General features: G+C 60.6%; 13 protein-coding genes. 1 reads left to right on the forward strand and 12 read right to left on the reverse strand.

Annotated elements, in window-relative coordinates:
• Positions 1-51: 51 nt before the first annotated feature.
• From ligA to FGF54_RS09150, 8 genes are all read right to left on the reverse strand, one after another.
• Positions 52-2226, reverse strand: coding sequence for an NAD-dependent DNA ligase LigA (gene ligA, locus FGF54_RS09115; RefSeq protein ID WP_142779472.1), 2175 nt, complete (start codon positions 2224-2226; stop codon positions 52-54).
• Positions 2227-2340: 114 nt separating this feature from the next.
• On the reverse strand, positions 2341-4014 hold the full coding sequence (gene recN / locus FGF54_RS09120; protein ID WP_142779473.1) for a DNA repair protein RecN: 1674 nt from the start codon (positions 4012-4014) through the stop codon (positions 2341-2343).
• 15 nt (positions 4015-4029) lie between these two features.
• Positions 4030-4896, reverse strand: coding sequence for an outer membrane protein assembly factor BamD (locus FGF54_RS09125; RefSeq protein WP_003522209.1), 867 nt, complete (start codon positions 4894-4896; stop codon positions 4030-4032).
• A 233-nt stretch (positions 4897-5129) separates the two neighbouring features.
• Positions 5130-6089, reverse strand: coding sequence for a UDP-3-O-acyl-N-acetylglucosamine deacetylase (gene lpxC, locus FGF54_RS09130; protein ID WP_059756668.1), 960 nt, complete (start codon positions 6087-6089; stop codon positions 5130-5132).
• Between the two features lie 265 nt (positions 6090-6354).
• Positions 6355-8115 (reverse strand): cell division protein FtsZ, encoded by a 1761-nt coding sequence (gene ftsZ, locus FGF54_RS09135; RefSeq protein ID WP_059756666.1) that lies wholly within the window; start codon positions 8113-8115, stop codon positions 6355-6357.
• 92 nt (positions 8116-8207) lie between these two features.
• Positions 8208-9539 (reverse strand): cell division protein FtsA, encoded by a 1332-nt coding sequence (gene ftsA, locus FGF54_RS09140; protein WP_003513208.1) that lies wholly within the window; start codon positions 9537-9539, stop codon positions 8208-8210.
• Positions 9536-10468, reverse strand: coding sequence for a cell division protein FtsQ/DivIB (locus FGF54_RS09145; RefSeq protein ID WP_035263162.1), 933 nt, complete (start codon positions 10466-10468; stop codon positions 9536-9538). The genes ftsA and FGF54_RS09145 overlap by 4 nt, the downstream gene beginning before the upstream one ends.
• On the reverse strand, positions 10456-11382 hold the full coding sequence (locus FGF54_RS09150) for a D-alanine--D-alanine ligase (protein ID WP_142779474.1): 927 nt from the start codon (positions 11380-11382) through the stop codon (positions 10456-10458). The genes FGF54_RS09145 and FGF54_RS09150 overlap by 13 nt, the downstream gene beginning before the upstream one ends.
• Before the next feature lie 543 nt (positions 11383-11925).
• On the opposite strand from FGF54_RS09150, the gene FGF54_RS09155 reads away from it, so the two are divergent.
• Positions 11926-13230 (forward strand): MFS transporter, encoded by a 1305-nt coding sequence (locus FGF54_RS09155; protein ID WP_003522203.1) that lies wholly within the window; start codon positions 11926-11928, stop codon positions 13228-13230.
• Positions 13231-13346: 116 nt separating this feature from the next.
• Here the strand turns inward: FGF54_RS09155 and FGF54_RS09160 are convergent, their stop codons facing one another.
• The 4 genes from FGF54_RS09160 to murG form a co-directional block, all read right to left on the reverse strand.
• On the reverse strand, positions 13347-14156 hold the full coding sequence (locus FGF54_RS09160; protein WP_031233977.1) for a GGDEF domain-containing protein: 810 nt from the start codon (positions 14154-14156) through the stop codon (positions 13347-13349).
• Between the two features lie 192 nt (positions 14157-14348).
• Positions 14349-15314, reverse strand: coding sequence for a UDP-N-acetylmuramate dehydrogenase (murB, locus tag FGF54_RS09165; RefSeq protein WP_020810676.1), 966 nt, complete (start codon positions 15312-15314; stop codon positions 14349-14351).
• Complete coding sequence (gene murC, locus FGF54_RS09170) at positions 15311-16726, reverse strand: UDP-N-acetylmuramate--L-alanine ligase (protein ID WP_142779475.1); 1416 nt, start codon at positions 16724-16726, stop codon at positions 15311-15313. Before murC ends, murB begins: the two co-directional genes overlap by 4 nt.
• Positions 16723-17859 (reverse strand): undecaprenyldiphospho-muramoylpentapeptide beta-N-acetylglucosaminyltransferase, encoded by a 1137-nt coding sequence (gene murG, locus FGF54_RS09175; protein WP_142779476.1) that lies wholly within the window; start codon positions 17857-17859, stop codon positions 16723-16725. Before murG ends, murC begins: the two co-directional genes overlap by 4 nt.
• Position 17860: the final 1 nt, after the last annotated feature.

The following is a 17860-nucleotide window of genomic DNA, read 5'->3' on the forward strand; positions in this document are numbered from 1 at the left end:
TGTCCGTCGCAAAGCTCTAGCGGCAGAGAACAACATCGCCATGACGGTGCATCAGCCGCCGATCAGGGCCAGCCACTCGTCCTCGTCCATAGTCTGCACGCCCAGTTCCGTCGCCTTGGCAAGCTTGGAGCCAGCTCCCGGTCCTGCCACCAGAATATCGGTCTTTTTGGAAACCGAGCCGGCCACTTTCGCGCCGAGGCTTTCGGCGCGCGCCTTCGCCTCGTCACGGGTAAATTTTTCCAGTGAGCCGGTAAATACCACCGTCTTGCCCGCCACCGGACTGCCATCGGTCGAGGGCTTTTCGGCTTCCTTCGGGCGAAGCTCCCGTATCAGCCGGTCGATGACATCGAGATTGCGCGGCTCCTTGTAGAATTCGATGATGGCGCGGGCCACCACCTCGCCGATGCCGTCGATGCTGTTGAGTTCGGCCCAGGCATCGCTCGCCGGGTCGGCTGCCGCCTTCATGCTCTCTTCGAAATGTTCGTAAGTGCCATAGGAGCGCGCCAGAAGCTTCGCGGTGGTCTCACCCACATGGCGGATGCCGAGCGCGAAGATCAGGCGGTGCAGATCGATCTCGCGGCGGGCATCGATGGCGTCGAACAGCTTTCTGACGCTGACCTTGCCGAAGCCGTCGATATTCTCGAGCTTGGTCAGATGCGAGGCTTCCTGCCGCGCCTTGAGGGTGAAAATCTCGGGCGCGGTCTTGATCGAAAGCGCCGGATCGTCGCTTTCGAAGAAGAAATCGATCTGCTTGGTGCCAAGCCCTTCGATGTCGAAAGCATTGCGCGAGACGAAATGTTTCAGGTGCTCCACCGCCTGCGCGCGGCAAACGAACCCGCCCGTGCAACGCGTGACCGAATCGAGCTTGCCGGTCTTTTCATTGCGCTCCCGCACCGCATGGCTGCCGCAGACCGGACATTTTTCCGGGAACGCATATTTCACCGCATCAGCCGGGCGCTTTTCCAGAAGCACGTCCAGCACCTGCGGAATGACATCGCCGGCGCGCTGCACGATCACCGTATCGCCGATGCGGATATCGTGGTCCTCCGGGCGGATGCGCTCGCCGCTATTGCCGATGCCTTCGATATAATCGGCATTGTGCAGCGTCGCATTGGTGACGACGACACCGCCGACGGTGATCGGGGTGAGACGCGCGACCGGCGTCAGGGCACCGGTGCGTCCCACCTGGATTTCGATATTTTCGACGGTGGTGAAGGCCTGCTCAGCCGGAAACTTGTGCGCAGTGGCCCAGCGCGGGCTGCGCGAGCGGAAACCAAGCCGCTCCTGAAGATCGAGCCGGTCGACCTTATAAACCACACCGTCGATATCGTAATCGAGATCGGGTCGGGCGACGCCGATTTCATTATAATGTTCAAGCAATTGCTCGGCGGAGGTGAATCGCTTCATCAACGGGTTGACCGGAAAGCCCCAGTCCCGGAATTTCTCGACGATGCCATATTGCGTGTCCGCAATCCGTGCCGGCTGGCCGCCATTCGAGACCTCACCCAGCGCATAGGCGAAGAACCGCAGCTTGCGTTTCGCCGTCACATTGGCGTCGAGCTGGCGCAGGGAGCCGGATGCCGTGTTACGCGGGTTCACATAGGTCTGCTTGCCTTCGGCCTCCATCTGGGCATTGAGCGCCAGAAAGTCGCTCTTGGCCATATAGACCTCGCCGCGCACCTCCACCACATCGGGCGCATCGGCGGGCAGCTCGTCCGGGATTTCCTTGATGGTCCTGATATTGGCGGTGACATTCTCGCCCGTCGTGCCGTCTCCACGCGTCGCCGCCGTCTTCAGCCTGCGGTTCTCATAGCGGATCGACATGGAAAGCCCGTCGATCTTCGGCTCGGCGGTGAAGGCGATGGAATCGTCCGGCAGATGCCCGAGGAAGCGATAGACGGAACTGACGAAATCCCGCAGATCCTCTTCCGAAAACGTGTTGTCGAGCGAAAGCATCGGCCGCGCATGCACGATGGGCGCAAAGGTCGGAAGCGGTGCGAAGCCGACTTTTCTCGACGGGCTGTCGGCCCGCACCAGCGCCGGGAAAGCCGCTTCGATCGCATCGTTGCGACGCTTCAACGCGTCGTAGTCCGCATCCGAAATCTCCGGCGCATCCTTGCCGTGGTAAAGCGCATCGTGGCGCGCAAGCTCGGCCGCCAGAAATGCAAGCTCGGAAGAGGCTTCAAGCTCGGTGAGGTTTTCGACGGATTTCTGGTCTTTCGACATGACGGCCTCTTTTCGGAATTACCGAACGCTTTTAGCCGAAATAACAAACATTAAAAACAGTTTTGCCGCTGGACTCACAAGCCGAATCCGCTCGCGCAACGCAGCGGGCAGCCGTCAGTCCTTGGCGGCAAGCAGGCGAGCCGCTGCAGCCCTCGCCTCGTCCGTCACCGATGCACCGGCAAGCATGCGGGCAATCTCTTCGGTGCGGTGTTTCGGCTCCATGGTGGCCACACGCGTGGCGATACGCTCGCTGCCGTCGCCGGACGGGCCCTTGGAAATGAGAAGATGGGTCGCCGCCCGTGCCGCCACCTGCGGCGCATGGGTAACGGTCAGAACCTGCACGGTTTTCGACAGGCGGCGCAGCCGCTGGCCGATGGCATCCGCCACCGCGCCGCCGACACCCGTATCGATTTCATCGAATACCAGCGTCGGTGCCGAACCGCGATCCGCCAGCGCCACTTTCAGCGCCAGCAGGAAGCGGGACAATTCGCCGCCCGAGGCCACCTTCATGATCGGGCCAGGACGTGTACCCGGATTTGTCTGGACGTGGAATTCCACCGTGTCGATGCCGTCGGCCGTCGCCTGTTCGGCATCGGAGGTCACCTCGACGGTAAACCGCGCCCGCTCCAGCTTCAGCGCCGGCAGTTCTGCCATCACCGCATTGGAAAGCGCATCCGCCGCGTGGCGGCGTTTGTCGGAAAGCGATTGTGCGGCACGGTCGAAATCGGCCTTCACCACCCCGAGATTGGCCTCGAGCTTGCCGAGCTTTTCTTCGCCGGCATCGAGATCGGCGAGATCGGCCACCATTTTTTCAGCGAGAGCCGGCAGATCTGGTACGGCGACATTATATTTGCGCCCGGCGGCACGCAGCGCAAACAGCCGCTCCTCCACCCGCTCCAGCTCGCGCGGATCGAATTCGGTGCGGCGCAGCGCCGCCTCCACTTCCATCTGCGCATTGGAAAGGCTGTCGAGCGCGGCGTCCAGCAATTGCACCGTGTCTTCCAGCAATCCCGGCGCTTCATGGCTCTTGCGCTCCAGACGCCGCATCATCGAGGCGATGACAGGCACGGGCGAGGCATTGCCGTTCAGAAACTCGCTGGCCTCGGCGATATCGCCGGCAATGCGTTCGGATTTCTGCATCACCGCCCGGCGTTCGGCCAGCTCGTCCTCTTCACCGTCGCGCGGCGAGAGCGTTTCCAGCTCCTCGACGGAGGAGCGAAGGTAATCTGCCTCGCGCGCCGCCGCCTCCACTTTGGCGCGGTGCGTCTTCAGGGCACGCTCGGCGTCCTTCCAGGTGCGGTATAGGCCCTGAACGGCACGAGCCTCATCGCTCAGCCCGGCAAAGGCATCCAGCAGCGTGCGGTGTGCATCGGTATCGACAAGCGCGCGGTCGTCATGCTGGCCGTGAATCTCGACCAGCAATTGCCCGAGCTGGCGCATCATCTGCACGCTGATGGCCTGATCGTTGATATAGGCCTTGGTGCGCCCGTCAGAGGATTGCACCCGGCGGAAAATCAGGTCGCCATCGTCGTCGAGACCGTTTTCACGCAGGAGAAGCCGTATCGGGTGATTGTTCGGGACCTCGAAGGTGGCGGTGACCTGCCCCTTCTCTTCCCCGTGCCGCACAAGGCCGCCATCGCCGCGCCCGCCAAGCGCCAGCGAAAGGCTATCGAGAAGAATCGATTTGCCCGCACCCGTCTCGCCCGTCAACACGGAAAGGCCCGCCTCGAAACCGAGGTCGAGCCTTTCGATGAGAACGATATCGCGAATCGAGAGCTGGACCAGCATGGCCTATGCCCCGTCTCAGGCGCCGATGAGCTTCTTGCCGGCGCGCGAAATCCAGGACCCCTTGTTTTCCCGCGGCTCCAGCCCGCTGCCCTTCAGCAGCTTGTAGGAATCCGAATACCATTGGCTGTCAGGATAGTTGTTGCCGAGAACGGCGGCCGCGGTTTGCGCTTCGTCCACCAGGCCCATTGCGTAATAGGCTTCCGTCAGACGCGCCAGCGCTTCCTCGATCTGGTTGGTGTTCTGGTACTGCTCGACAACGATGCGGAAACGCGAAACGGCGGCGAGATATTCCTTGCGCTCAAGATAATAACGGCCGACCTGCATTTCGCGGCCGGCGAGCTGGTCGCGGGCGAAACGGATCTTGGCCTGAGCGTCGGCGACATATTCCGAATCGGGATAGTCGTTGACGACCTTGTTCATCGCCTCGACGGTGCGCTGTGCGGCGCGCTGGTCCTGCGTGACGTCGGAAATCTGCTTCGAATAGGCAAGACCGATCATGTACTGAACGTAAGCGGCATCCTTGGAGCGCGGATATTGGCGCAGGAACCGGCTGCCATTGGTAATGGCCACATCGTTCTTGTTGGTGCGCGTGGCAATGAAGGTCTGCATCACCAGCGCCTTCTGGCCCCATTCGGTGAAGGGGTACTGCTTGTCGATCGCCTCGAACTTGCGTGAGGCTTCCGTCATGTTACCGGCGTTCATGTTGGCAAGCCCCTGCTTGTACAGAACATCCGGCGGATCGGTCTCGACGCCGAGCTTGGTGATGTCGATATCCGGATCGGACTGGCAGGCCGTGACGGCGACACTCGCGCCGACCAACATCAACGAGACGGCGATCCCCCGCATCGTACCCTTCATTGCACCAGACCCTACATGCTTCATTCGACAGTTCCCACTTCCCGCGCAAATACATAAGCATCGGCTTTGCACTGGCGTTCTAGCCATAAAAGCATCCGCAGGGCAACGCAATGATGACGCATTAACGCATTTTTATGGCATCGACCCGTGCAATCGCATGAATATCAGGCGATATTACGCAACTTCTTGTTCGCATCACGAAAAAGCCGCCCCAAAGGGAGCGGCTTTTTCTGTCAATTGATAGCCTGCGAAGGAATTCACGCAGACCAGGGCGCGAATTCCGGCATGTTGACCGCAACGAATTCGCGGGCGCGCACCATCTGGTTGCGGGCAGCCGGCGCTTCGACGATCTCATAGGCGGTGCGGTCGCTCAAAAGCGCCTTCAGCGCATTCGCATTGACCTTGTGGCCGCCGCGATAGGAGCGGTAGCAGCCGATGAACTGCGCGCCGGCAAGCGCCAGGTCGCCCACGGCGTCCAGCGTCTTGTGACGAACGAATTCGTCCTTGGCGTAACGCAGGCCTTCCATATTGATGACGCTGTTGTCGTCGGAGATGACGACCGAGTTCTCAAGCGAGGAGCCGAGCGCATAACCGGCGGCCCACAGGCGCTCCACATCACGCATGAAGCCGAAGGTGCGGGCGCGCGACAGTTCGTTCTTGAACGTATCCGCCGTCAGGTCGCCCTTCCAGGACTGCTTGCCGATCAGCGGCGTATCGAAATCGATGTCGACCTCGAAGCGCGTACCGTCATAGGGACGGAACTCCGCCCAGGAGGCGCCCGAATCGATGCGCACCGGCTTGGTGACGCGAATATAACGGCGCTTCACGCCGAGGCTCTTGATGCCGACCGATTCGATCGCTTCGATGAAAGGTGCAGAGCTGCCATCCATGATCGGCGCTTCCGGACCGTCGACTTCAACGATGAGGTTATCGAGGCCCATGGCGTAGATGGCGGCCATGACGTGCTCGATCGTCGCAACCGACTGGGAAAGCGAACGGCCGAGCACGGTGCACAAGTCGGTATTGCCGACATTGGCCGAAACCGCCTTCAACTCGGTAACGCTGCCATTGTCATGAAGGCGGTGGAAGACGATGCCCGTTCCGGCTTCTGCGGGCTGGAAGGTCATCGAAACCGGATTGCCGGAATGCACGCCAATGCCTTTGAGCTGAACAGCATTTGCGATAGTTGTCTGAAATCCGAGCAGTCCGATAGTCATGCGAATATGCCTTGTTTTGCAAACCGCGCCGCTTGAGCGCCGTTCAAGTTTTCGAGCCGGTTTGGCAACCGGCCAAGTCCGTGTTTTCCTTTACCCAGCCTCATACATACGCACATGTAGGTGCCACGACAAATCACTGTTCGTTTCGGATTGTTACACGCGTAAACCTTTGAAAAAACGAATTAATTTAGTGTTAATAACGTAAAATAAACAAAACGCCCGGATCGTGAAACCCGGGCGTTCGAAGAGGCGGATGGAATCGCCCTTAGTTGGACTGGCGGCGCAGGAAGGCCGGGATTTCCAGCTGGTCGTCATCGTGGTGGCTGGACGATGCAGGCGTTGCGCGGCCGTGATCGTCAAGCTGGCCACGACGCGGTGCGTAGAGGCTGGCTTCCGGCGAAAGCGGGGCGCGGCGCTGCTGCGGCGCCATGCTCGGCGCATCCATCATGTCGGAGGGAACTTCTTCTTCTTCGCGGCGACCAAGCGAGTTGGTGATGCGCTTCAGAAGACCCATCGGGCCACGCTCTTCCTGTGCGGCAGGAGCGGCGTGGGTGCGGTGGTCCAGCTCGGCCTTCACGACCGGCGGGAAGTCTTCGACCTTCGGCATGCGTACCGGCTCGGCCTGGCGGGCAACCGGTGCGGGTTCCTGATAGACAGGAGCCTGCGGCTGCTGCATGCGCGGCGCCGGAGCGGCAACCTGTTCCGGAGCATGGTAGACGGGCGCCGGAGCGACCGGTGCCGGAGCGGCCTGCTGAACCGGCTGAGCCGGACGGAGAGCCGCCGGCGCTTCAGCCGGAGAAGATGCGAACAGCTTGCTCTGCGGACGGAAATCCTGAGCCGGCTGCTGGTGTGCGGCGAAACCGAGTTCGCGTTCCATTTCGGCTTCCGCCGAACGGATGGTCTGGGCGATCGGGTCTACGGCCTTCTGTGCCTGCGATACTGCTGGAGCAGGCTGAACTGCGGCCGGAGCGGAAGCAACGGCCGCGGAAGGACGGATAAGCGGCTTGGCAACGGCTGCTGCGGCGCGCATATCGGCAACGTTCTGCTCGCCGACGCCAGCAACGCGGTCGATGCCGGTCGCCACGACGGAGACGCGGATGAGACCTTCCAGAGCTTCGTCGAAGGTTGCGCCGAGGATGATGTTGGCGTCCGGGTCGACTTCTTCGCGGATACGGGTCGCAGCCTCGTCGACTTCGAACAGGGTAAGATCGCGACCGCCGGTGATGGAGATCAGCAGGCCCTGTGCGCCCTTCATCGAGGTTTCATCGAGCAGCGGGTTGGCGATTGCCGCTTCCGCAGCCTGCATCGCACGGCCCGGACCGGAAGCCTCGCCGGTACCCATCATCGCGCGGCCCATTTCACGCATGACCGAGCGAACGTCGGCGAAGTCGAGGTTGATGAGACCTTCCTTCACCATCAGGTCGGTGATGCAGGCAACGCCCGAATAGAGAACCTGGTCGGCCATGGCGAAGGCGTCGGCGAAGGTCGTCTTGTCGTTGGCAATACGGAAGAGGTTCTGGTTCGGAATGACGATCAGCGTATCGACGGACTTCTGCAGTTCCTCGATGCCCTGTTCGGCAAGACGCATGCGGCGGCCGCCTTCGAAGTGGAAAGGCTTGGTGACGACGCCGACCGTCAGGATGCCCTTGTTGCGGGCGGCCTGTGCGACAACCGGAGCAGCACCCGTGCCGGTGCCGCCGCCCATGCCGGCGGTGACGAAGCACATGTGGGTGCCGTTCAGGTGATCGATGATCTCGTCGATGCATTCTTCAGCGGCGGCTCGGCCGACTTCCGGCTGGGAACCTGCGCCGAGGCCTTCGGTGACGTTGACGCCGAGCTGGATGACCCGGTCTGCCTTCGTCATGGTCAGCGCCTGCGCATCCGTGTTGGCGACGACGAAGTCGACGCCCTGGAGGCCGGCCGTGATCATGTTGTTGACAGCGTTACCACCACCACCGCCGACACCGAAAACAGTGATGCGTGGCTTCAGCTCGGTGATATCAGGCTTTTGCAGCTGTATCGTCATTTTAGCATTCCTTCTTTCTCTGGCCGCATCGCCCCGCTGGCCGATTCTTGAAAACTCAACTCTGAAACCTCCGGCTTACGCCACGAGGCCACTCAAAAACTCTCTTTCAGCCATTGCCCCACCCGGGCTATCCGGCCGCTACCCGTACCAAACGGCGAGAACATTCCGCCTTGCGCCGCATGAATTTCGATGTCCGCCACCTGCGGATAGATCATCAGTCCGCAGGCGGTTGAAAATGCCGGTCCCTTCGCCGCTACCGGAAGACCGGCCACACCCATGGGGCGGCCGATACGAACGTTGCGGGCGAGAATGCGCCGTGCCGTTTCCGGCAGCCCCGTCAGCTGGCTTGCGCCGCCGGTAAGGACAACGCGCTTGCCGACGATGGGGCTGAAGCCGGACTTCTGGATACGATCACGGATCAATTCCAGCGTCTCTTCGATACGCGCCCGCACGATGCGGGTTACAAGTGCTCTTGAAACTTGCGATGGTTGATCGCGATCGTCTTCGCCAATCGGCGGGATCGAAATCATGTCGCGCTCATCCGCGCCATTCAGCAATGCCGAACCATGCACCACCTTCAGTCTCTCCGCATCTTCGATTCGTGTCGAGAGGCCACGTGCAAGATCTGTCGTAACGTGATGGCCGCCAAGGCCGATCGCGTCGGTGTGAATGAGACGGCCTTCGGCGAAAACCGAGATCGTCGTGGTGCCGCCGCCCATGTCGATGGCCGCGCAGCCGAGTTCGACTTCATCGTCCACCAGCGCCGCCAGACCGCTGGCATAGGGCGTCGCCACCATGCCTTCCACGGAAAGATGCGCACGGTTGACGCAAAGCTCGAGGTTCTTCAGCGCCGTGCGCTCGACCGTGACCACATGCATGTCGACACCGAGAAGATCGCCATACATGGAAAGCGGATCGCGAATGCCGCGCTCGCCGTCCAGCGAATAACCCGTCGGCAAAGAATGCAGGATCGCCCGGTCCTGACGCATGGACTGCTGGCTTGCCGCCACCAGAACCTTGCGCAGATCGCTTGCTTCCACTTCCTGGCCGCCGAGATCGATGCTCGCAGTATAGATATCGCTCGCCAGTCTTCCTGCCGAAACATTGACGATCAGGCTGTCGACGGTGAGACCCGCCATGCGCTCGGCCGCATCCACCGAAAGACGGATGACGCCTTCCAGCGCGTCGAGATCGGCGATCACGCCTGACTTCACGCCGCGCGAGCGCTGGTGGCCGATGCCGATGATTTCGACCTTGTGGGTGCGGCCCGGCAGAATTTCGCTTTCCTGGCGCGGCGTCAGCCGGCCGATCATGCATACGACCTTGGTCGAGCCGATGTCCAGCACCGAAACGATGTGGCTGCGCTTGGAAGAAAGCGGCTTCAGGCGAGGCAGGCCGAAATGGGAAGAACCGAAAAAGCTCATGTGTTCTTCTCCGCCTTCTTGAGAGCCTTGGTGCGCGCATCGACAGCGGCCTGACGGCGCTCCGTGGCGCCCTCGGTCAACTGGATCGTGGTGCGGTCCGCGAGCCGGAGATCGACGGCGGCGACATCGCGCGACAGCACCTTTTCCTCGAGATCGAGCCGCGCCAGCAATTGCAGCGCCTGCGGCAGGTTTTCTTCCGGCAGCTTGACGACGATGCCGTTATCGAGATGCAGATCCCAGCGGCGGCCGGCAATGCGGACATAGGCGCGGACACGGTTGCGGATTTCCGGCCAGTCGGCCAGCTGCTCGACGAAACCGGCAGCACCCGTTTCCGCGTCACGACCGACGAAGAGCGGCAGGGAGGCGAATTTATTGTCCCGCAGCGGCGCAATCACGCTGCCGCTTTTTTCGATCAGCGACAGTTCCGTTCCATGCTGCCAGATGCCGAAGGCCTGACGCTCCTTCAGCCGGACTTCCACGGTCTTGGGGTACACCTTGCGGATATCGACATCTTCCACCCAGGGAAGCTGCACCAGCTTGCGGCGTGCCGCATCGATATCGAGCGCGATCAGCGAGGTGCTGCCATCGAGGCCGAGAAGCTGGAACACTTCGATTTCGGAGGTCTGCAGATTGCCGGAAACCTTCACGTCCTCGACCGCGAAGCCTGCGGCCGATGTCGTGGTCTGGGTGACGATATTGGTGTGCCCCCCGAGCGACATGCCGTAAAGCCCGGTCACCGCGTAAAAGGCGACGGCCGAAATCGTACCGGTATGGGCAGGAATGTGAATGCGTCCGGTCGCAAGGCTGACACCGAAACGCACGAAGCGACGCAGAGGACGCGGCAATACCATGCGGTCGTCGGCGCTGGCCGCCGCCGCGAATTGTTCGCGCTTTTTTGCCGTCGACTTTTTGCCGATCACCGCAAACACGAAGCGTCCTCCACCATCCAGCTGACAAGGTTACCAAAGGAGCGGCCAGCATGAGCCGCCATTTCCGGCACTAGGGAGGTCGGCGTCATGCCCGGCTGCGTATTCACTTCAAGCCAGATAACTTCGCCATCTTCTGAGAAACGGTCGTCGTAACGAAAGTCTGAACGGCTTACGCCACGGCATCCGATCGCCCGATGCGCCATAACCGCCAGTGTTTGAATTTTTTGGTAAATTTTCGGTGAAATTTCTGCGGGAATGACATGTTTCGAGCCACCAGCCGCATATTTCGCATCATAATCATAGAAATTGTGACCCAGCGGCACCACTTCGGTGACGCCCAGCGCCTCGCCGTCGAGTACACCGCAGGTCAGTTCGCGGCCGTGAATATAGCGCTCGACCATGACCTGATCGCCGTAGCGCCATTCCGACGAGGTGAGAATCTGCGGCGGATGCGACTGGTCTTCCTTGACGATCACGACACCGAAGCTCGAGCCTTCACGCACCGGCTTCACGACATAAGGGGGTGCAAGCGGATGCTCGCTGGTGAAATCGAAGCGGTTCATGACGCGCTCGGCAGCCACCGGGATGCCGGCAGCAGCGGCAACCTTCTTGGCCTGCGCCTTGTCCATGGCGAGCGCGGAAGCGAGCACGCCGGAATGCGTATAGGGAATGGCAAGATATTCGAAGATGCCCTGAATGGTGCCGTCTTCACCAAAGGGACCGTGCAACGCGTTGAAGGCGACATCCGGGCGTAGCTCGGCTAGCACGGCGGCGACATCACGCCCCACATCGACCCGGGTGACCTTGTAGCCCTCGTCTTCCAGAGCCTGCGCGCAAGCGTTGCCCGACGACAGGCTGACCGGCCGCTCCGACGAAAATCCACCCAAAAGAACAGCTACGTGCTTGCCGCTCATCGATACCTCTGACACCAACTCTCCGTTACGAACCACGCTCCGAACCGACCGAGTTTGACGAACGGTGATTCTGGCACATGACCCTTGAGATCAGTTAAACGCCATTAAGGTTAATGAATCGTTTACTTTCGTTAACCGCCGCGTCCAACGTGCCGAGTTTCGTTAAAGAATCAGCACCGATCCGGATTCCCTCCTTGGAATCAGAGAGTTGCATGGATTGCAACATGCAGGTTTTCAATGATCGGAAATAAAACGGCGCTCGCGCGTCTGCCGCCCAGCGATAAAGGCAAGGTCGAAACGTTAACAGACGGGATTATTCCCCAGGGAAAATTATCTGGCGTTTCAGCGTTTTAAAACCGCGGCCTGAATCAGTCTCTCAATCGCCAAAGCATCCCCGAGAGGCATAACCACACGTGTCGCACTGATGGATCACATTATCTGCATTATTTCTTTTTTAGCATTCCATAAGAACAAAAATTGCGTTAACGCAGTCGTCGCCTCCCAAGGCATGACATTGCAATCATCCAAAATGGAACCAATACCATGACCGACGCGATATCTCCGGTATCGCCGACCGCTGACACTTCGAACGTTGTAAAGACAAATTCGCCTGCACGAGTTCTCACTGCCAGCCTGGTCGGCACGACCATCGAGTTTTTCGATTTCTATGTTTACGCCACGGCCGCAGTGCTCGTGTTCCCCACTTTGTTCTTCCCGAACAATGACCCGATGACGGCGCTTCTGGCGTCCTTCGCCACCTTCTCCATCGCCTTTTTCGCCCGCCCGCTGGGCGCTGTGGTCTTCGGCCACTATGGCGACCGCGTCGGCCGCAAGACCACCCTTGTCGCCGCCCTGCTCACGATGGGCGTCTCGACGGTCGTGATCGGCCTCCTGCCCTCCTATGAGACCGCCGGCGTTCTGGCCCCGCTGCTGCTCGCGCTTTGCCGCTTCGGTCAGGGTTTCGGCCTCGGTGGCGAATGGGGCGGTGCCGTCCTGCTCGCCACGGAAAACGCACCTCCGGGCAAGCGCAGCTGGTACGGCATGTTCCCGCAGCTCGGTGCACCCGTTGGCCTGTTCCTTTCGTCCGGCGTGTTCTGGATCCTGCTGCACTTCATGTCTCAGGAAGCGCTTTTGAGCTGGGGCTGGCGCATTCCCTTCGTCGCTTCGATCATCCTGATCGCGGTCGGCATGTGGGTTCGCCTGTCGATCACCGAAACGCCCGACTTCCAGAAGGCAATCGAAAAGGAAGAGCGTGTGGCCGTGCCGGTCGCGGAACTGTTCCGCAACCACAAGCGCAGCCTCGTGCTCGGCACCTTCGTGGCGCTGGCCACCTTCGTGCTCTTCTACATCGGCACCGCCTATCTTCTGTCCTACAACGTCAAGGTCCTGAAAATCCCGTTCCTCGACGCGCTGGAAGTGCAGATCCTCGGCTCAATCGTCTTCGGCATCTTCATTCCGATCGCCGGCAAGCTCGCCGAAAAATTCGGTCGCCGTGAAATCCTGATCCTGACGACGGTGCTGATCGGCCTGTTCTCCTTCCTGCTGCCCGGCCTGATGTCCGGTGGCGAAGGCTCGATCTTCGTCTTCGCGGCTCTTGCCATGATGCTGATGGGCATGACCTACGGCCTGATCGGAACGGCGCTCGCCGCGCCCTTCCCGACCCGCGTGCGCTACACCGGTTCGTCCATCACCTTCAACATGGCCGGCATCTTCGGCGCATCGCTGGCGCCTTACATCGCCACATGGCTGCAGGTGAATTACGGCATGGGTTATGTCGGCTATTATCTCTGCGTATCGGCGCTCATCACGCTCGCCTGCATTCTTCTGTCCCGCAAGGACGAAGTCTGAGCCACGCAGGGTTCAAAATACAGGAAGGCCCGCGGAACTTGAGGCTTCGCGGGCCTTTTCATATCTGCGCCCGATAGCGCAACAGCGCATCTCTTCCCGGCCTTGTTGGAAATACGCTAGGCGACGGATTGGCGGATGTCGCGCTGGCCTGACACGCAGATGCGGTTACGCCCCGTTCCCTTTGCCTGATAGAGCGCCAGATCGGCATTGTGCAGGACTTTTTCGAAGACTTCGGCATCCTTCCGGACAGCAACGCCAATCGATATGGTGACACCGATCCGCATCTCCTGATAATCGACCGGCACGGCCTCGATACTCGCACGCAGCCTTTCGCAAACGTCCAGGAACGATTGCAGCCCGGTTTCCTGTACGACAACGAACTCCTCGCCACCCATTCTGGCAACGCTGGCGGAGGCAGCGAAGGCAGCGCGTATCCGCTGTGCGACACTGGAAATCACCGCATCGCCTGCCAGATGGCTGAACCTGTCGTTCACGGACTTGAAATGATCGATATCGAGGAAGGCGACGCAATAATGCGGGCCGAGATCGATACATCCGGCATAAAGCCCAAGGCGATTGCTGAGGCCCGTCAAGGCGTCCGTATGGCTCAGATACAGAAATCGCTCATGCGATTGCGCCAGAAGCTTCACTTCCCTGGCATTCAGCCAGCAAACCAGCAGCGTTATCGTAAACGAGATAGCGGCGGACAGGGTGATGCCAAGGATAAGCCCGTTGACGAGATCCGTTACCAGCCCGAACTCCGCCAGCAGAAGCAGACCGAAGAAACAGATAAGAACAGCTATGACCGTGACGACACAGGCGACCCGGATTGCAAATTCCAGCGGTTCAAGCCGCCGGCGGCGCTCCGACGTCGCAATCGAAAAACTCATCATCTCGATCAGTTTTTTCCAGAGACCCAATACCATCCCCAGCAGCGCCCAATCATCTAACGTCGTCGAAAACTCTAATATAAATCGTCTAAAATATGGGAGAGGGCCGACACCCTCTCCACTTTCATCTTGCTATAAACCATAACCATTGATCGACCGTTACGATAAACGCCAACGGCCGCATCAACGCAAGGTTTTGTCGCCAACCATACCGGCCAACACCGGATTTCAGCTTCCGAGGAAAGGCTCCACCTCACGGCCCGGCATGAAAAGGCCAAGCCGCTTGATTTCCCATTCCAGCCGGATGCCCGACTTTTCGAACACGCGCTTGCGGATGGTCTCGCCCAGATATTCCAGATCGTAACCGGTCGCATGGCCGGTATTGATCATGAAATTGCAATGCAGCGACGACATCTGCGCGCCGCCGATGACCAGACCGCGACCGCCCGCCTCATCGATCAGCTCCCAGGCGGAATGACCTTCGGGATTCTTGAAGGTGGAACCGCCCGTCTGCTCGCGGATCGGCTGCACGGTTTCGCGGTGGTGGCGCACGGCGTCCATATCGGCACGGATTTTCGCCTTGTCTTCGGGATAACCCTCAAACAGCGCGCCCGTGAAGATCAGGCCCGCGTCGGCGCCGGAATGGCGATAGCTGTAGCCCATGTCGGCATTGGAAAGCACATGCTGGTTGCCCTGACGGTCGACCGCATAGACCTCCACGACGCGCTCGCGCGTCTCGCCGCCATTGGCGCCCGCATTCATGCGCAGCGCACCGCCGATGGAGCCGGGAATGCCGTAATAGAAATGAAAACCGCCGATGCCATTATCCATGGCCATAGCGGCAATATGCTTGTCAGGGCAGATCGCGCCCGCCTTGATGCGGTTTTCACCGGCAAGCTCCACCTGGCCAAAGCCCTTGGCGGACAGACGGACGACAACGCCCGGAATGCCGCCATCGCGCACCAGAAGGTTCGAGCCGACGCCAACCACGGTCAACGGCACGTCTTCCGGCAGAATTTTCAGGAAGGCAATCAGATCGTCGGTATCGTGCGGCTGGAACATGACTTCCGCAAGACCGCCGGCTCTGAACCACGTCACGCGGTCCATGGGCGCATCCGGTGTCAGACGTCCCCGCAATTCATTTACCCCGTCGCCGAGCCTCCCCAGCAATTTAACCCCATCGACCTGTCTCATTCAGACTTTCCTGATATGCTCTTCAATTCCGAAGGCAGTACTGCTGCCCATTGCGTGATATTTCCAGCCCCCAAGAGAACCACGAAATCACCCGGATTCGCAATGCCTGCAACCACTGAGGCGAGATCTTCACGTTTCTCGAGAAAACGGGCGTCACGGTGGCCGGCGGCCTTGATGGCCGAAACCAGCGCTTCCGAGCTCGCACCCTCGATCGGATCTTCGCCCGCGGCATAGACCGGAGCAAGGATAATCGTGTCGGCATCGTTAAAACAATGCGCGAAATCGTCGAACAGGCTGGAAAGGCGGCTATAGCGGTGCGGCTGGTGCACGGCGACGATGCGGCCCTTGCAGGCCTCCCGCGCCGCCTTCAGCACGGCCTTGATCTCCACTGGATGGTGACCGTAATCATCAAAGACCTGTACGCCGTTGGCTTCGCCCGTCAGCGTGAAGCGCCGCTTGACGCCGCCGAAGGAGGCAAGGCCCTTCTTAATGTCGGCTTCCGAAATGCCGAGACGATTGGCAACCGCAATCGCCGCCGTCGCATTCGACACATTATGGCGGCCGGGCATCGGCAGGACGAGGTCCTTGAAGGAGAATATCTTGCCGGTGCGGCGACGGCGGATTTCCACGTCGAAGATCGAGCGCGTGCCGTCGATGCGTACATTCGAAAAACGCACGTCGGCCTGCGGGTTCTCGCCATAGGTGATGACCTTGCGGTCCTCGATGCGGCCGACCAGCGCCTGCACTTCCGGATGATCGAGGCACATGACGCCGAAACCGTAGAAAGGCACGTTCTCGACGAACTGACGGAATGCAGCGCGCACGGCATCGAAATTGCCGTAATGGTCGAGATGCTCCGGATCGATATTGGTGATGACGGCCACATCGGCCGGCAGCTTCAGGAAGGTGCCGTCGGACTCGTCGGCCTCCACCACCATCCACTCGCCCTCGCCCATGCGGGCATTGGTGCCGTAAGCATTGATGATGCCGCCATTGATGACGGTCGGGTCGAGATTGCCGGCTTCCAGCAGCGTCGCGACCATGGAGGTGGTCGTGGTCTTGCCGTGGGTGCCGCCAATGGCGATGGCGTTACGGAAACGCATCAGTTCGGCCAGCATTTCGGCCCGGCGAACGATCGGCAGGTGCTTTTCACGCGCCGCGATGAGTTCCGGATTGTTCTTCTTGATGGCGGTGGAAACGACCACGACCTCGGCATCGCCGATATTATCCGCCGTATGACCGACGAAAACCTCGATGCCCTTGTCGCGCAGGCGCTGCACATTGGCGCTGTCGGCCTGATCCGACCCCTGAACGCGGTGGCCGAGATTGTGAAGCACTTCGGCAATGCCGCTCATGCCGATCCCGCCTATGCCGATGAAATGCACAAGGCCTATGGCTTTCGGCATCTTCATGCCCCAACTCCTTCATTCTTTTTCTTGAATTCCTGTACGGACCGGCCGGAAGCAATCGCCTCCACCAGATCGGCCAGCACATCCGCCGCATGCGGTTTGCCCGTCGCCTTCGCCGCCGCCGCCGTTGCCGAAAGACGGTCCGGCTCCGAAAGTGCCGAGGACAACAGGCCGGAGAGCTTCTGCGGCGACAGTTCCGCCTGCTTGATGACGCTTGCCCCGCCCGCCGCCGAAAGCGCTGCCGCATTGGCGGCCTGATCGTGATCGAGCGCATGCGGATAGGGAACGAGGATCGACGGGCGGCCGATCACCGAAAGCTCCGACACTGTCGAGGCGCCCGAGCGGCTGATAACCAGATCGGCCTCGCCGATACGCGACGCCATATCGCCGAAGAAGGGCGAAACATCCGCTTTCACGCCGAGCTTCTGATAGGAGGCGATCACGCTGTCCTTGTCTTCCGGCCGCGCCTGCTGGGTGACGACGATGCGCTTGCGCTGCTCATCCTTCAGCAGGCAGATCGCCGCAGGCACCGCGCTCGAAAAGAACTGCGCACCCTGGCTGCCGCCGAAAACGACAAGCTGGAATGTCTCACCCGTCTGCGAGGGCGTATAGGGTATCTCCGACGCCGCCAGTACCGCCGGGCGCACGGGATTGCCGGTCGCCACGGTCTTGTCGGAATATTGACCGTTGGCGGGTGGCAGGAAACCGCCGGCAATCGCTTTCACCCGGCCTGCCAGCGCCTTGTTGGCGCGGCCCATCACCGCATTCTGCTCGTGAATGATGGAGGGAACGCCAAGCCCGGTGGATGCCAGAAGCGGCGGCACGGTGGGATAACCGCCGAAACCGACAACTGCGACAGGCTTCAGTTTCGCCACCAGCCGACGCGCGGCGCGCAGACCAACCCACAGCTTCCAGAGCGAACGCGCCACGGAAATCGGGTTTTTCGAGCCGATGGTGGCTGACGGCACGACATGGATTTCATCCGCCGGGAACTTGCCGGCATAACGCTCGGCGCGGCTGTCGGTGACGAGATGCACCTGATAACCGCGTTCCTTCAGCGTATGCGCCAAGGCCTCGGCTGGAAAGACATGGCCGCCGGTTCCCCCGGCGGCAAGAAGAACAATACCCTTGCTCATG

Origin of the sequence: Agrobacterium sp. T29, assembly GCF_006970545.1 — a bacterium.
GTDB lineage: Bacteria > Pseudomonadota > Alphaproteobacteria > Rhizobiales > Rhizobiaceae > Agrobacterium > Agrobacterium leguminum.

What these genes read in the sequence shown, in the direction of transcription:
- murG (WP_142779476.1), bottom strand. Translation starts at nt 17,859, where the DNA reads ATGAGCAAGGGTATTGTTCTTCTTGCCGCCGGGGGAACCGGCGGCCAT.
- recN (WP_142779473.1), bottom strand. Translation starts at nt 4,014, where the DNA reads ATGCTGGTCCAGCTCTCGATTCGCGATATCGTTCTCATCGAAAGGCTC.
- ftsA (WP_003513208.1), bottom strand. Translation starts at nt 9,539, where the DNA reads ATGAGCTTTTTCGGTTCTTCCCATTTCGGCCTGCCTCGCCTGAAGCCG.
- FGF54_RS09150 (WP_142779474.1), bottom strand. Translation starts at nt 11,382, where the DNA reads ATGAGCGGCAAGCACGTAGCTGTTCTTTTGGGTGGATTTTCGTCGGAG.
- FGF54_RS09125 (WP_003522209.1), bottom strand. Translation starts at nt 4,896, where the DNA reads ATGAAGCATGTAGGGTCTGGTGCAATGAAGGGTACGATGCGGGGGATC.
- murC (WP_142779475.1), bottom strand. Translation starts at nt 16,726, where the DNA reads ATGAAGATGCCGAAAGCCATAGGCCTTGTGCATTTCATCGGCATAGGC.
- FGF54_RS09155 (WP_003522203.1), top strand. Translation starts at nt 11,926, where the DNA reads ATGACCGACGCGATATCTCCGGTATCGCCGACCGCTGACACTTCGAAC.
- murB (WP_020810676.1), bottom strand. Translation starts at nt 15,314, where the DNA reads ATGAGACAGGTCGATGGGGTTAAATTGCTGGGGAGGCTCGGCGACGGG.
- FGF54_RS09160 (WP_031233977.1), bottom strand. Translation starts at nt 14,156, where the DNA reads ATGGTATTGGGTCTCTGGAAAAAACTGATCGAGATGATGAGTTTTTCG.
- ftsZ (WP_059756666.1), bottom strand. Translation starts at nt 8,115, where the DNA reads ATGACGATACAGCTGCAAAAGCCTGATATCACCGAGCTGAAGCCACGC.
- ligA (WP_142779472.1), bottom strand. Translation starts at nt 2,226, where the DNA reads ATGTCGAAAGACCAGAAATCCGTCGAAAACCTCACCGAGCTTGAAGCC.
- lpxC (WP_059756668.1), bottom strand. Translation starts at nt 6,089, where the DNA reads ATGACTATCGGACTGCTCGGATTTCAGACAACTATCGCAAATGCTGTT.